The following is a 13,149-nucleotide window of genomic DNA, read 5'->3' on the forward strand; positions in this document are numbered from 1 at the left end:
CCGGCGGCGCGATCGTGATAGGCTGCACACCCGACTTGTTCGAAGATTCGCTAGTTACGGGGGGCGCCGATGCTGCTTTTACTTGCTGCTTTACAGATTTCGTCCGTCCCCCCGGAGACGGCGCCGAAGGAAAAAATCGTCTGTAAGACCATTCACGAAACCGGCTCGTTCTTGAAGAAGCGAAAGACGTGTCTGACCCGGCAGCAATGGCAGCGGACCGCCGAGGTGAACCAGGGCGCGGCGCGCTCCATCGTGAGTGCGAATATGGGTGTGCCTGAAGGTAACGGGACGTCGCTGACCGGTCAGTAACCGCCGATCTCGTCAGGGCCGCCGGTCGAATGCCGCCAGTTCATAGGCGATCGAGCCTTCGACCAGCACTTCCCAGATCTCGGCCACGACGGCTTCGGGTACGCCCAGGCGGCGGGCTTCATCGCGGGCCTGGTCGATGACCTGGGTCTTGCGGTCCTCGTCGCGCACGCGGTCGCGGGTCGGTTTGATCCGGGCGGCGGCGTCCATATAGGCGAAGCGGCGTGCGAGCAGGGCGACCAGTTCGCGGTCGAGCTGGTCCACGCCCGCGCGAACCTCCGCCATGGTGGTGCAATCGGGTCCGGCGAGAATCTGGGTCATGGGCCATGGCTCTGCCGGGTGGCGTTCCCGCTGTCCAGTCCGGCTTGCCGATCGGACCGCGCGCGGGATAGCATGGCGGCGCGTTCCAATTGGGAGATAGGACGATGCTGACCACGTTGCTGCTGCTGGCCCTGACCGGGCAACAGGCCGAACCCGCGCCCGCGCCGGTGAAGGAAAAGAAGATCTGCCGGGTTCAGGAAACCACCGGCTCGCGCCTGTCGGCCAAGCGGATCTGCAAGACCCAGGCGGAATGGGACGAGATCGCGGCCAATGCGCGCAACGACGTGGAAAACGCCACCGGGCGGCTGAACACCGCCAGCGGGCGCTGATCGCCCGCCTCGCTTGACTCACGGCTGCCCGTCGTCTAGGCGCGCCGCTTCGCAATTGCCCCCGCATCCCGGTGAAGCGGTGGGCCTGCGCTTGTCCCCATAAAGGCTTGCATGGTGCGATACCGGGACCAACGTCGTTCGTAATTGCCAAAGGATTACACATGTCGAAGCGTCAAAGCGCAAAGTACAAGCTCGATCGCCGTATGGGCGAGAACATCTGGGGTCGCCCCAAGAGCCCCGTCAACAAGCGTGAATACGGCCCCGGCCAGCACGGTCAGCGTCGCAAGGGCAAGATGTCGGACTTCGGTCTGCAGCTGCGCGCCAAGCAGAAGCTGAAGGGCTATTATGGCGACGTGACCGAGAAGCAGTTCAAGGCCTGCTACCAGGAAGCCGCCCGCATGAAGGGCGATACCTCGCAGAACCTGATCGGCCTGCTCGAGCAGCGTCTGGACATGATCGTGTACCGCGCCAAGTTCGCGCCGACGATCTTCGCTGCGCGCCAGCTGGTCAGCCACGGCCACATCCGCGTCAACGGCGTGAAGTGCAACATCGCGTCGCGTCGCTGCTTCGTCGGCGACGAGATCTCGCTGGGTTCGAAGGCGACCGAAATGGCGCTGGTCATGGAAGCACAGCAGCTCGCCGAGCGTGAAGTGCCGGACTACGTCACCGCCGACGGCAACGCCAAGGTGGCGCTGACCCGCATCCCGACCCTGGACGAGGTGCCTTATCCAGTGAAGATGGAACCAAACCTGGTCGTCGAATTCTATTCGCGCTAAGTTTCGGGTCTTACCGAAGTTTCGGAAAGGGCGGTCCTTCGGGGCCGCCCTTTTTGTTTTCCATTCTAACATTTGCGTCATGCCGGATCGACAAACCCCATGCGCTGTTCAGGTGATGGGTCGGCCCACTGTCGTCCCTTGACCGGAGGGTTGCAGATGGATTGGATGGCGTTCCTGATCGGTTTCACGATCATGTCCCTGGCCTCGCTGGCCATTTACGCAAAAGGCAGCAAGACGTCGCCGTCGCTGCATCACACATTGCTCCATGCCGCCGTGCCATTTATCGCGGCGACGGCCTATCTTGCCATGGCCTTCGGCATCGGCACGCTGATCAACATCGACGGATCGGTGACCTATCTGGCCCGTTACGCCGACTGGTCCGTCACGACGCCGATCCTGCTCGCCAGCCTGGTGCTGCTGGCCTTTCACGAGCGGGGCAAGACGGGGGAGGTCGGCGGCTATCTGACCGCGATCATCGTCCTCGACGTTCTCATGATCGTCACCGGCCTGGTCTCGTCGCTGGCGCTCGTGCCCGTGCTGAAATGGGTATGGTATCTCTGGTCGTGTGCAGCCTTTGTCGGCGTGCTGTATCTGCTGTGGGTTCCGCTGCGCGCCATGGCGGCCGAACGAGGCGAAGCCCTGGGCACGGTCTATCGGAAAAACGTCGTGTTCCTGACCGTGATCTGGTTCCTGTACCCGATCGTCTTCCTGGTCGGGCCGGAAGGACTGAAGATCATCAGCGATCCGACGTCGGTCTGGGCGATCCTGATCATGGATGTGCTGGCGAAGGTCGTCTACGCCTTCTATGCGGCCGCCAATCTGAAGACGGCGCTGCACGACCATCGCGCCTGATGACCCGCGCCCCGGCGATCGGCTGGACCATGTTGGCGGGGGCGGCGCTGGCCGCCTCCGCCGGTTCCTTGCCCATCCAGCTGGGCTTTGCGATCCTGGCCATCGGTATCCTCGGCATGGCGCATGGGGCCAGCGATCTGGCGATCGTCGCACCGGGCCGCGGCCCCCTGTTCCTGCTCCTATATGTCTCTGTGTCCCTGATCTGCCTGGCGTGGTGGACGGGGTATCCGCAGATCGCGTTGCCCCTGTTTCTGGCAGCCTCGGCCATTCATTTCGGGGTGGAGGACGCGCCCCATGGCGGTCTGCCGGAGCGGGCGGCGCGGGGCATCTCGCTGGTGACGACGCCGGCGATCCTGCATCGCGAGAGCTATGGCGACATTCTCGCCTTCGCGGCAGGCCATGGCATTTCGACGACCGTGCTTTTCCTGCTGATCGCTGCCGGAGCCGGTGCGACGGCGCTGGTTCTGATCATGGCTGTACGGCGCCGCAACGGGCGCCTGCTGGTCGGCACCGGCGCCCTGTTGGTCCTGCCGCCGCTGGTCGGTTTTTCGATCGGCTTTCTGGTTCTGCACGCCCTTCCGCAGACCGATCAGCGGCGGCAAGAGATCGGTTGCGTCAGCCATCGCGCCTATTTCCGGGCGGTCGCTCCCATCCTCCTGGCGGCCCTTCTCATCGCGGCGGCAGTGGGGGCATTTTTCGTCTATCGTGAGGGGACCGGCGTCCGAGCCCTGTTTGCCGGTATCGCGGCCTTGGCGATGCCCCACCTGCTTGTGACACCCTGGTTCGAGGGGCGGGCAGGCCGTCCCGTCGCATACTCTTGCCCCGCGATCAGGGGCCGGGCACAACATCCCCAAACATAAGGGGAAATCATCATGCGCCGTCTGCTTCTCTTGTCCCTCCTCCTCTCCGGCACCGCGATGGCGCAGGACAAACCCGCCATCTCGGTCGACACGCTGAAGACGGTTACCCAGACCCTGTCCTCCGACGCCTATGAAGGCCGCGCGCCGACCACCCCGGCCGAGGACAAGACGGTCGCGTACATCATCGACCGCTTTCAGAAGGCGGGTCTGAAGCCCGGCAACAAGGGCAGCTGGACCCAGGACGTGCCGATGGTCGAGATTACCGCCACCGACGTCCAGCCCTTCACCGTCACGGGCAAGGGTGCGACCATTCCGCTCGCCTATCGCACCGACATGGTCGTCGGCACCTATCGCGTGACCCCGCGCATCGACGTGAAGGACAGCGAGCTGGTCTTCGTCGGATACGGCATCACCGCGCCCGAAAAGGGCTGGGACGATTATGCCGGGGTCGATGTGCGCGGCAAGACGGTGGTCATCCTGATCAACGATGCCGACTGGCAGACGATGGGCCGCGAGGGGCCGTTCGAGGGCCGCGCCATGACCTGGTATGGTCGCTGGCCCTACAAGTTCGAGAATGCCGCCAAGCACGGCGCCGCCGCCGCGCTGATCGTCCACCAGACCGAACCCGCCGCCTATCCCTGGGCGGTGGTGCAATCCTCCTGGACCGGGCCGCAGCTGGAGCTGGACGAGGCGGGCGACCATCAGGACCAGAGCCAGGTCATCGGCTGGCTGCAGCAACCGGTGGCGCAGCGCATCCTGAAGGCGGCGGGCAAGGACCTCGCCACGCTGACCAAAGCGGCGCAGCAAAAGGGGTTCAAGGCGGTGCCGCTCGGCCTGACCCTGTCGGGCGGCTTCGCCAACACGATCCGGCGCCAGGCGTCGAAGAACGTGATCGGCGTCCTGCCGGGCACCACCGAGCCGGGCGATTACGTCCTCTATTCGGCGCATTGGGACCATCTGGGTCGCTGCGACGCGGTGGACGGTGACGATATCTGCAACGGCGCGCTCGACAATGCGACCGGCGTGGCGGGGCTGGTCGCTCTGGCCGAGGCGCAAGCCAAGGCGGGACCGGCCAAGCGCTCCATCGCATTCCTGGCGGTGACGGCGGAGGAAAGCGGGCTGCTCGGCTCGGGCTATTATGCGCAGCATCCCGTCTTCCCGCTCGCCCGTACCGTGGGCGGGGTGAACATGGACGGGCTGAACGTCACCGGCCGGTCGAAGGACTTCGTGCTGGTCGGCAAGGGCAAGTCCGAGATCGAGGACCTCGCCAAGTCGCTGGTCGGCACCCAAGGCCGCTATATCGGCGAGGAGGCCAATCCCGAGCGTGGCAGCTATTACCGCTCCGACCATTTCTCGTTCGCCAAGCTGGGCGTGCCGATGCTCGACGGCGGCTCCGGGCAGGACAAGGTGATGGGCGGCGTCGCCGCGGGCAAGGCGGCGTCGGAGGACTATGTCGCCAACCGCTATCACAAGCCCGCCGACGAATATGATCCCCGCTGGGATTGGTCGGGCGCGGTCGAGGATTTGACGGTCTATTATCAATTGGGCAGGACGCTCGCCGACCGGCCGGGCCTGTGGCCCAACTGGTATCCCACCGCCGAATTTCGCGGCATTCGCGATCAAAGCAGGAAGAACGTCCAGTGACCACGCCAACCGTGACCACGCCCCCGCCGCCCGAATGGGCCCCGCATGACGCCGTATGGATCGGCTTTCCCAGCCATCCGGAGCTGTGGGAAGAGGATCTCGACCCGGCGCGCGAGGAGGTGCTGGCCTTTGCCCGCGCCGTCCATGCCGATGGCCGGGGCGAGCGGGTGATCCTGGTCGCCGCCGATGGCGAGGCGGCCGATGCCGCGCGTGCGATGGCGGGCGATATGGCGGACGTGGTCGTCCAGCCCTTTGGCGACATCTGGCTGCGCGATACCGGCCCGATCATCACCGGCGACGGCTCGGCCCGGCTGTTCCAGTTCAACGGCTGGGGCGGCAAGTACGACCTGCCGGGCGACGACACGGTCGGCGCGCGGCTGGCCGAGGATCGCGGGCTTTCCGCCACCCGCTGCGAATGGGTGCTGGAGGGCGGCGCGATCGACGGGGACGGCACCGGGCTGGTCGTGACGACCCGCCAGTGCCTGCTCAACCCTAACCGCAATCCCGACCTGCGGGAGGGCGAGATCGCCGACCGGCTCGCCAACGACCTGGGGCTGACCCGGATCGTCTGGCTGGGCAACGGCCTGCTCAACGACCATACCGATGGCCATGTCGACAATCTGGCGCGCTTCGTCGGCCCCAACCGCGTCGCCATCCCCGAAGCCGCCGAGAACGACCCCAATTGGCAGGTCTATGCCGCCGCCAAGCGCGATGCGCAGGCCGCCGGTCTGGAGGTCGTCGGCATCCCGTCGCCGGGCCGCGTGCTGCGCGACGACGAGGTCGTGCCCGCCAGCTATATGAACTTCTATATCGGCAACGCCTCGGTCGTGGTGCCGCTCTACGGCAGCGAGAATGACGATGCCGGGGTCGCCGCGATCCAGGCGATCTTCCCCGACCGCCAGGTCGTGGGCCTGCGCGCCGATGCGATCCTGACCGGCGGCGGCAGCTTCCACTGCATCTCGCAGCAGATTCCGACGATCGGCTGATCCAAATTTCGGGCCCGCGCCTCGACAAGGGGCGCGGGCCCTTGCCGCCGCAGCCGGGCGGCCCCTTTACCGGCCATAAACCGCGCGCGCATATGATGCTGCGATCACCCGTCCGGGATCGGAGCCCCACCTCTTGCAAGTCACCATCAATCTGCTCCGGGCGCAACACGAGGACATTGCGCACGCCGTCGGCGATCTCATGCGCCTGTTCGACATGCGCTATGCCGCGGCCGCGCCGATGCTGGGCCCGGCCCGCACGCGGATCGCGCAGGTCATCACCAAGCATCTGAAGACCGAGGACGAACTGCTGCTGACCCCGCTGCGCGAACGGCGGCTGATGGCCAGCATCCCCGGATGCGAGGCGATCGTGGTCGAGACGCGCGAGCTGCGCCTGACCTATTCCAAACATATCGGCACCTGGACCGCGCGCGCCATCGAGGAACGGTGGAACGAATATGTCGGCGTGACGCGGGCGCTCAACCAGCGGTTGATGGCGTTGTGCGATCTGAAGATGACAAGCTTCTATCCGGTCGTCCTGCGCTACATCCTGTTCGATCCCCTGACCACGCCCGCCCTGTCGGCGTGACGCGCGGCACGGCACTAGCTAGTATCGGTCCGCCACCGATCAGGGGAGTCGCCATGACCGCCGTCCGATCCGCCAACGGGTTCGATCGTCCGATCCTGCCCATGATTGCGCCTGTCCTGGTCATCGTCGGCGCGGCCGCCTTGCTCCGCCTGCCGGTTGCGCAGGTCCATCCCCGCGCCGCGGCGCTGCTGTTCCTGTGGATCGCCTCGGACGCGATGATGCTGGGGTTGTTGAGCCGGACGCGGCGGCCGGGTTGGCGCGCGGGAATCGCTGCGATGGCGTCCGCGGGCATGGCGGTGCTCAGCCTGTCGCCGCCGCCGATCCGGGCGGCGCTGTTCGCCATGCCCTGGGCGACGATGGTTCCGGTCGTCGCGATCGCGCTGCATGGCGGATGGGGGCTATGGCGGGTGGCGGCGCGGCTACGCGCATGGAACCCGACCGATCCGGATCGCTGGCCGTCGCTGCTGGAGGAGATGCTGCCCCGGCCGCTGGCGCGACTGGCGCTGGCGGAGGCCCGGCTGCTCCACCTCGCGCTGTTCCGTTGGCGCGCGGCGCCCGACATCCCGGCGGGGGCGCAGGCTTTTGCCTATCACCGCCATCTGCAACCGATGATGATCGCGCTGCTGGTCATTTCCTGCATCGAGATCACCGTCACCCACCTGCTGGTCGCGCATTGGAGCCGGGCCGTGGCGATGGTGATGTTCGTTATCAGCGACGTGTCGCTGCTGTACCTGATCGGCCTGATCAAGTCGCTGCGCCTGTTGCCGGTTTTGCTCACCCCGGCGGGGGTGCGGTTACGGGCCGGACTATTGGTCGACCGAACCATTCCCTATGCGGCGATCGCGGCGGTGACGGCAAATCCGGATGGCGAGACGGTGCGCGCACCCGATAGCTGGAACATCGCGCTGCTCGCCTGGCCCAATATGCTGATCTGCCTGTCCGAGCCCTTGCCGCCGCGCTCGCGGTGGCGGCGCGATCCGGTGCGGGCAGTGGCGTTGCGGCTGGACGAGCCGGGGCCGTTTCTCGATGCCTTGCGGACCAGGCTGGATGCGGAAGCGGGGTGACGCCCGCGTGCGGAGCCATTAAAGGGCAGGGCCATGACCCAGATCACCGTCGCCGCGCTGCAACTGGCCTTCACCGCCGATATCGACCGCAACATCGCAGAGGTCTCGCGCCTCGTCCGTGAGGCGGCGTCCCGGGGGGCGCAGGTGATCCTGCCGCCCGAACTGTTCGAGGGCGAATATTTCTGCCGCGTCGAGGACGAGGGGCTGTTCACCAACGCCAAGCCGACCGCCGAGCATCAGGCGGTGCGCGCGATGCAGGAACTGGCCGCCGAGCTGAAGGTCCATATCCCGACCAGCTTCTTCGAGGCGGACGGGCCGCATCATTATAACTCGCTGGCGATGGTCAACCCGGACGGCAAGGTCGCGGGCGTCTATCGCAAGAGCCATATCCCGGACGGTCCGGGCTATGAGGAGAAATTCTATTTCCGCCCCGGCAATACCGGGTTCAAGGTGTGGGACGGCCCCGCGACCAAGCTGGGCGTCGGCATCTGTTGGGACCAATGGTATCCCGAGACGGCGCGCGCGATGATGCTGATGGGCGCGGAAATCCTGTTCTATCCGACCGCGATCGGCAGCGAGCCGCATGACGACAGCCTCGACACCGCGCGACTGTGGCGCCGTGCGATGGTCGGCCATGCCGTGTCCAACGTCGTGCCGATCGTCGCCGCCAACCGCGTCGGTTGCGAACATGGCCAGACCTTCTACGGCACCAGCTTCATCTGCGACGAGCGCGGCGACATCCTGGCCGAGCTGGACCGCGAAGAAGAGGGCGTGATCGTCGCCACGCTCGACATCGACCGGGTGAAGCGCCACCGCGCCGCCTTCGGTTTCTTCCGCGACCGGCGGCCGGAGCTGTACGGGCGACTGGTCCAGGATATCTGATGTTTCATTCCTCCCCTGTAAGGGGAGGGGGACCATGCGCAGCATGGTGGAGGGGTGTCCCGCTATCGATAGGGTGATACCCCTCCGTCAGGGCTTCGCCCTGCCACCTCCCCTGCAAGGGGAGGAATGGTTCAGCCCCGCAATTCCATTGCCCGCGCGAACACGGCCTCGAACATCTCGGGCGTCAGTCTCCCGGTATTCTGGTTGTAGCGCGAGCAGTGATAGCTATCGAGAATCACCGGTCCGCCGCCGGGCAGGCGATGTTCGGCCATATGCGCGAATCGCGCCTTGGGCAGCCTACCGCCCAGTGCCTTGACGACCGAACGGTGCGCGATCTCGCCGAGTGCAATGACCACCGACAGCCGGGGCAGCGCGGCCAGTTCCTGTTCGAGGAAGGTCCGGCATGTACGGATCTCGTCCGGCGTCGGCTTGTTCTCGGGCGGCAGGCATTTGACCGCGTTCAGGATCACCGCGCCCTTCAGCGTCACGCCGTCATCGACCTTCGCGGCGAACTCGCCCTCGGCCAGACCGAATTTGGCCAGCGTGCCATAGAGCAGCGGCCCCGCGCCATCGCCGGTAAAGGGGCGGCCGGTGCGGTGCGCGCCATGCTTGCCGGGGGCAAGGCCGACGACCGCCAGCCAGGCCTCACCATCGCCGAACGGCGGCACGGGGGCGTTCCACCAATTGGGATATTCGGCGGCGACGGTCTCGCGGACCTCGACCAGGCGGGGACAGAGCGGGCAGTCGCGCGGCGGCTGGATCGGGGCCAGGGGCGCCGGGATGACAGGAAAGGATGCGTCAGGCATCGCGCTCGGGTAGTCGCAGGGCATGACGACGACAAGCTATGCCATTGCACTGGGTTCCAACCGTCCGGGGCGGCATGGCGGCCCGCGCGATGAAATCCGTGCGGCGCTGGCGGCCTTGCCCGGCGTCTATGCGGTGTCGCCGATCCTGACCACCGCGCCCATCGGTCCGTCGATCCGCGCCTTCGCCAACGCCGCCGCGCTGGTCGAAAGCCCGCTGGACCCGCCCGCGATGCTTCGTGTGCTGAAAGCCGTCGAGCGCGATTTCGGGCGGCGGCGGGGGCAGCGCTGGGGTGCGCGGGTGATCGACCTGGACATCATTTTGTGGTCGGGGGGGCAGTGGCGCTCGCCGGGGCTGGTCGTGCCACACCTCGCCTATGCCGCGCGCGACTTCGTGCTGCATCCGCTGGCGGCGATCGCGGCGGACTGGCGCGACCCGCGTGATGGGCGGTTTGTGCGCCATATGCGACATGGTGTTGACCGCAGGCGTCCGCGCCCCTAGGTCGCTTCCACCCCGATGGAGGGTCCGTAGCTCAGTTGGTAGAGCAAGCGACTTTTAATCGAGAGGTCCCGGGTTCGAGTCCCGGCGGACCCACCACGGGGTTGTTTCAGGCGCTGCGGCGCGCTTACTTTGTCACAGCCCGGCGCTCTAATGACATAGAAGGCCAGGGATTAGTCCCCAGTGAGGGGACGCCCGCACTGCTTCGGTCTTCGGTGGCAGATCGGTGAGTGTCGCACAGCTGTTCGATCACGCGACTCAGATTCTCTCCGGTTGACCGAGACCGGCGATCGACGATGATGCCGCCATGTCCAACCTTGCTGAGCTCCGAGCATTGGCCCAAGCGCAAAGCACCTTGATCCCATTGGTGGCGGAAACGGTCGAGCTGCAGGCGACACAGTCGGGGCTGCGAGGGGCATGCCCTTTCCACCCGGATGCGACCCGTGGCCTCTACGTTCACAACGGCCGCTTTCACTGTTTTTCATGCGGTGCCAACGGCGACGTGATCGACTGGTGGATGCGGCTCCACGGAGTCGACGAGGCGACCGCGACAGCACATGTAGAAGGTCAAGAAGATGAGGTTGCCGCGGAATAGATCGAACCGCCGCTCGCTCTCACCACGATCCGCCATATCGAAGGACAGAAGGACCCGGAGCAGGAATTCGAGCTGCTCCCGTACGGCATGCGTGTCGGGGAAGCCCAGCTCGCCCCGCCAGAAGGCGTCGCGCACTGACTGCCACTTGCGGCCAGCGGCGGGCACGTCGGTCGCGTGTGCCGCGTCGTATGCGAGGCGGCGCAGCACGCGCTGCGGCGCGGTGCCCCCGCGATCGAGCGGCACGACATGAGCGTCGGTGTCCGCGGCTTCGCCATGAAGTTGAAATGGGTGCTCCACGACCCGTTCTCGAAGCGTGGCGGCTCGTGAAGGCTGACGCGCCGTTCAAGCGCTTGCGGTTCGCATACGACCCGTATCGTCGCGAGAGCGTCATCGGGGCGCTCGCCGCCGCCTGCAGGGAGCACCGGCTCCCAAGGATAGCGACCGCGCTCGAAGGGGGCGGCGTCTACGTCGGCAGAGTCGGTTCGATCCAATGCGCCCCGCCGGATACGCTGGGTCGCATTGCGCGTATCATGCGGACCGATCCGGCCAACCTGGACGCGATCGCGTTCGCACGGTCGGATCGCCGCGACCGGATTGTTCTCGGCGACTTCGTCGCGCCGCGTTCCGCCTTCGACCTCGAGAGGCGCCGAATCGGTCCGGTATCTCTGCTAAAGGCCACGTATAACCGAAGCGACTGGCTCAGCCTGCTTCTGCCATACTGTCCGGAATCCCTCGAGCTGCTCGTCGACGCCTGTCCAGGCTGTGGACCCCTCGGTTGGCGCTGGACCCGAGGACTCGATGCGTGCGAGGGCTGTGGCAAGCACATCGCGCCGTCCGAGGCGGCGCCGCTGCCGCCCTATGCAGCCGACGATTATCGGCTTCTGGCCGACCTCATGTCGCGGGATCCGGCCGCTGGCGCGAAGGCCGTCGAGCAGTTGCCCATGAACATTCAGGCCTTCTCGCGGACGGCGCTCGTGGGTGTAGCGCTGCGGGCGGGGATCGTCGCCACATCCGGGCGCGGGCGATGGGCCGTCGAGAAACTGATCGAGGCGGGGCCCGAAACGGTGGCGAAGGTGGTTGCGACGGGCGCGGCGCTGCTACACGGGTGGCCCACCTCGATGCAGGCGTTCGCCGACGCCCGACTCGAGGCGATCGCCGGCGATGTCATCGCCTACGAGACCATGCGCCGCGACATCCGGTAGATCGCTCAGCGCTCGGCCAGTGAGGAACGGCGGCTCGTCAGTCTGGCGTTCCGTGACATCGACGGACGCAAGGTCCAGACCGTCGCGAAGGACACGCGATACTACACGGCGACTGAGACGAACATCCATATCTGGACGTCGTCGCAGCAACTGAAACAGCTTCGCAGCGCGAGGGCACTCGGCTTCGAGGAGCTGCCCGGCGGACAGCGCAAGCGCGTGCGATATGACGCGGACGACGTCGACAGGCTTCGGGCCCTCCTTCGTTCGTCCATCACCCCGGAGTCGGCCGCCGCGCGCTTCGAACTGCCGGTCTACGCCATCGGCCAGATCGCATTTCCGAAGCCTGCGCCGACCGCGGGCAAGGGGACGTCGAACCGAACACTGCTCTGCTTACAGCCTTGAAGCACCCCGGGGTTGTGGTGCTACAGGGTCAGAAGCTCGACGCGGCGTCCGTCGAGGATCTCGCCCGCGACTTAGACGCGACCGCCATCCGACGGCGGCCACCTGAAGGCTTCGTTCCTCTGCGGAGCGCGATGATCAGGTATCCGGGTGAAAAACCCTGGGGTCGCGTGCTGACCTGGATGCTCGGGAGGCGCATTCCGTATTATGTCGACGGCGCGCAGGCGGCGACCGCACGAAGCATGCATGTGGACCCGGCCAGACTGCCGGCGCTCCCTCTTTCGCGGCGGGAGCGAGGCGAGAGCTTTCTGAGCTTCACGCACGTGTCCATGCGGGACGCTGGCGAGATCCTCGGCGCTGGGTTCGAAGAGACCGCCGCGGCGATAGCCTCGCGCGCGATCGAGATTACCCGCCACGGCAAGGGGAACGGAGTCTCGCGCGAAGCGGTCAACGCGCTGGCCAGCACCATTGCGTTCACCGGGGAGGCCGCCGTCTTTGCCAACCGCAATGCGGTCAGCCTCTATTACGAGTTGAAGCGGGGCGGCGTCGCTCGACTGCATGGTGGCTGGTCCCGTCGCGCGTTGGCTGATCTGGGGCTTGTCAGCCCTGTGGGTCACCCGACCGCGGATCAACTGCGCGAACGAAGCGGCGAGCTTGCCTCGTCAGACTAGGACCTGCATAATCTCGGTATAATGTACCAGTGTTCACCAGCCTGCGGCTGGTTCAACTGCTACATTATACCGGGAAATTCGCAAGGCGGGGCTGTACGACGCCATCTGGCAGGCGTTCGCGGTGCTGCTGCCGGTGCGCTCGGTCGGCGTGATGGGCGACGGCCGGACCTACGACTCAGTGCTGGCGCTGCGCGCCGTGACCTCGGTCGACGGCATGACCGCGCAGGCGTTCGCCTTCCCCGGCGACTTCCTGCCGCGCGGGACGACCCGGATCATCAACGAGGTGAGGGGCATCAACCGCGTCGTGTACGATTACACCAGCAAGCCGCCGGGCACGATCGAGTGGGAATAATCGAGGCGCGTCGCCCTGCGGG

Annotated in this window: 18 protein-coding genes, 1 tRNA gene and 1 pseudogene; 17 read left to right on the plus strand and 3 right to left on the minus strand. The window is 66.3% G+C overall.

What is annotated here, in order from left to right; all coding sequences use genetic code 11:
- Positions 1-69: 69 nt before the first annotated feature.
- A complete protein-coding gene (locus ACQR50_RS01850; RefSeq protein ID WP_428969587.1) occupies positions 70-309 on the plus strand; it encodes a hypothetical protein in 240 nt (79 codons plus the stop codon).
- 12 nt (positions 310-321) lie between these two features.
- Here the strand turns inward: ACQR50_RS01850 and ACQR50_RS01855 are convergent, their stop codons facing one another.
- Positions 322-627 (minus strand): chorismate mutase, encoded by a 306-nt coding sequence (locus ACQR50_RS01855; protein WP_428969588.1) that lies wholly within the window; start codon positions 625-627, stop codon positions 322-324.
- A 104-nt stretch (positions 628-731) separates the two neighbouring features.
- On the opposite strand from ACQR50_RS01855, the gene ACQR50_RS01860 reads away from it, so the two are divergent.
- The 9 genes from ACQR50_RS01860 to aguB all read left to right on the plus strand — a co-directional run bounded on the left by ACQR50_RS01860 (position 732) and on the right by aguB (position 8,606).
- A complete protein-coding gene (locus ACQR50_RS01860; RefSeq protein WP_184103330.1) occupies positions 732-956 on the plus strand; it encodes a hypothetical protein in 225 nt (74 codons plus the stop codon).
- Positions 957-1,117: 161 nt separating this feature from the next.
- Positions 1,118-1,732, plus strand: a complete 615-nt coding sequence (gene rpsD / locus ACQR50_RS01865) for a 30S ribosomal protein S4 (protein ID WP_058744769.1) — start codon at positions 1,118-1,120, stop codon at positions 1,730-1,732.
- Between the two features lie 156 nt (positions 1,733-1,888).
- The gene (locus ACQR50_RS01870; RefSeq protein WP_428969589.1) at positions 1,889-2,584 is read left to right on the plus strand and encodes a bacteriorhodopsin; all 696 of its coding nucleotides are present in this window, start codon (positions 1,889-1,891) and stop codon (positions 2,582-2,584) included.
- Positions 2,584-3,444 carry a Brp/Blh family beta-carotene 15,15'-dioxygenase gene (locus ACQR50_RS01875; protein ID WP_428969590.1) on the plus strand — a complete coding sequence of 287 codons (861 nt, stop codon included), beginning with the start codon at positions 2,584-2,586 and terminating at the stop codon, positions 3,442-3,444. The genes ACQR50_RS01870 and ACQR50_RS01875 overlap by 1 nt, the downstream gene beginning before the upstream one ends.
- A 12-nt stretch (positions 3,445-3,456) precedes the next feature.
- Positions 3,457-5,088, plus strand: a complete 1,632-nt coding sequence (locus ACQR50_RS01880; RefSeq protein WP_428969591.1) for a M28 family peptidase — start codon at positions 3,457-3,459, stop codon at positions 5,086-5,088.
- Between the two features lie 11 nt (positions 5,089-5,099).
- Positions 5,100-6,074: an agmatine deiminase family protein gene (locus ACQR50_RS01885; RefSeq protein ID WP_428970618.1), complete on the plus strand. Its 975-nt coding sequence runs from the start codon at positions 5,100-5,102 to the stop codon at positions 6,072-6,074.
- 133 nt (positions 6,075-6,207) lie between these two features.
- The gene (locus tag ACQR50_RS01890) at positions 6,208-6,660 is read left to right on the plus strand and encodes a hypothetical protein (protein WP_428969592.1); all 453 of its coding nucleotides are present in this window, start codon (positions 6,208-6,210) and stop codon (positions 6,658-6,660) included.
- Between the two features lie 53 nt (positions 6,661-6,713).
- A complete protein-coding gene (locus tag ACQR50_RS01895) occupies positions 6,714-7,724 on the plus strand; it encodes a hypothetical protein (RefSeq protein WP_428969593.1) in 1,011 nt (336 codons plus the stop codon).
- A 33-nt stretch (positions 7,725-7,757) separates the two neighbouring features.
- The gene (gene aguB / locus ACQR50_RS01900) at positions 7,758-8,606 is read left to right on the plus strand and encodes an N-carbamoylputrescine amidase (RefSeq protein ID WP_428969594.1); all 849 of its coding nucleotides are present in this window, start codon (positions 7,758-7,760) and stop codon (positions 8,604-8,606) included.
- 131 nt (positions 8,607-8,737) lie between these two features.
- On the opposite strand, the gene ACQR50_RS01905 is transcribed toward aguB, so the two are convergent.
- Positions 8,738-9,412 carry a uracil-DNA glycosylase gene (locus ACQR50_RS01905; RefSeq protein WP_428969595.1) on the minus strand — a complete coding sequence of 225 codons (675 nt, stop codon included), beginning with the start codon at positions 9,410-9,412 and terminating at the stop codon, positions 8,738-8,740.
- Between the two features lie 22 nt (positions 9,413-9,434).
- Here ACQR50_RS01905 and folK point away from each other — a divergent pair, with 22 nt between their 5' ends.
- The 3 genes from folK to ACQR50_RS01920 all read left to right on the plus strand — a co-directional run bounded on the left by folK (position 9,435) and on the right by ACQR50_RS01920 (position 10,503).
- A complete protein-coding gene (gene folK, locus ACQR50_RS01910) occupies positions 9,435-9,911 on the plus strand; it encodes a 2-amino-4-hydroxy-6-hydroxymethyldihydropteridine diphosphokinase (RefSeq protein ID WP_428969596.1) in 477 nt (158 codons plus the stop codon).
- Between the two features lie 20 nt (positions 9,912-9,931).
- Positions 9,932-10,007 (plus strand) — tRNA-Lys (locus ACQR50_RS01915).
- A 208-nt stretch (positions 10,008-10,215) separates the two neighbouring features.
- Entirely contained in the window at positions 10,216-10,503 is a 288-nt protein-coding gene (locus tag ACQR50_RS01920) for a CHC2 zinc finger domain-containing protein (protein WP_428969597.1), read from the plus strand.
- On the opposite strand, the gene ACQR50_RS01925 is transcribed toward ACQR50_RS01920, so the two are convergent.
- Positions 10,390-10,746 (minus strand): hypothetical protein, encoded by a 357-nt coding sequence (locus ACQR50_RS01925; protein ID WP_428970748.1) that lies wholly within the window; start codon positions 10,744-10,746, stop codon positions 10,390-10,392. The two genes, ACQR50_RS01920 and ACQR50_RS01925, sit on opposite strands and share 114 nt — an antisense overlap.
- Between ACQR50_RS01925 and ACQR50_RS01930 the strand changes: the two genes are divergently transcribed.
- The 4 genes and pseudogenes from ACQR50_RS01930 to ACQR50_RS01945 all read left to right on the plus strand — a co-directional run.
- Positions 10,678-10,830, plus strand: coding sequence for a hypothetical protein (locus ACQR50_RS01930; protein ID WP_428969598.1), 153 nt, complete (start codon positions 10,678-10,680; stop codon positions 10,828-10,830). The two genes, ACQR50_RS01925 and ACQR50_RS01930, sit on opposite strands and share 69 nt — an antisense overlap.
- Positions 10,827-11,705: a hypothetical protein gene (locus tag ACQR50_RS01935; RefSeq protein ID WP_428969599.1), complete on the plus strand. Its 879-nt coding sequence runs from the start codon at positions 10,827-10,829 to the stop codon at positions 11,703-11,705. Before ACQR50_RS01930 ends, ACQR50_RS01935 begins: the two co-directional genes overlap by 4 nt.
- A gap of 569 nt (positions 11,706-12,274) precedes the next feature.
- Positions 12,275-12,775: a hypothetical protein gene (locus tag ACQR50_RS01940; RefSeq protein ID WP_428969600.1), complete on the plus strand. Its 501-nt coding sequence runs from the start codon at positions 12,275-12,277 to the stop codon at positions 12,773-12,775.
- Positions 12,776-12,833: 58 nt separating this feature from the next.
- Positions 12,834-13,127, plus strand: a pseudogene (locus tag ACQR50_RS01945) (glutamine-hydrolyzing GMP synthase); the annotation flags it as partial.
- Positions 13,128-13,149: the final 22 nt, after the last annotated feature.

Source organism: Sphingomonas sp. Xoc002, assembly GCF_050408055.1.
GTDB lineage: Bacteria > Pseudomonadota > Alphaproteobacteria > Sphingomonadales > Sphingomonadaceae > Sphingomonas > Sphingomonas yabuuchiae.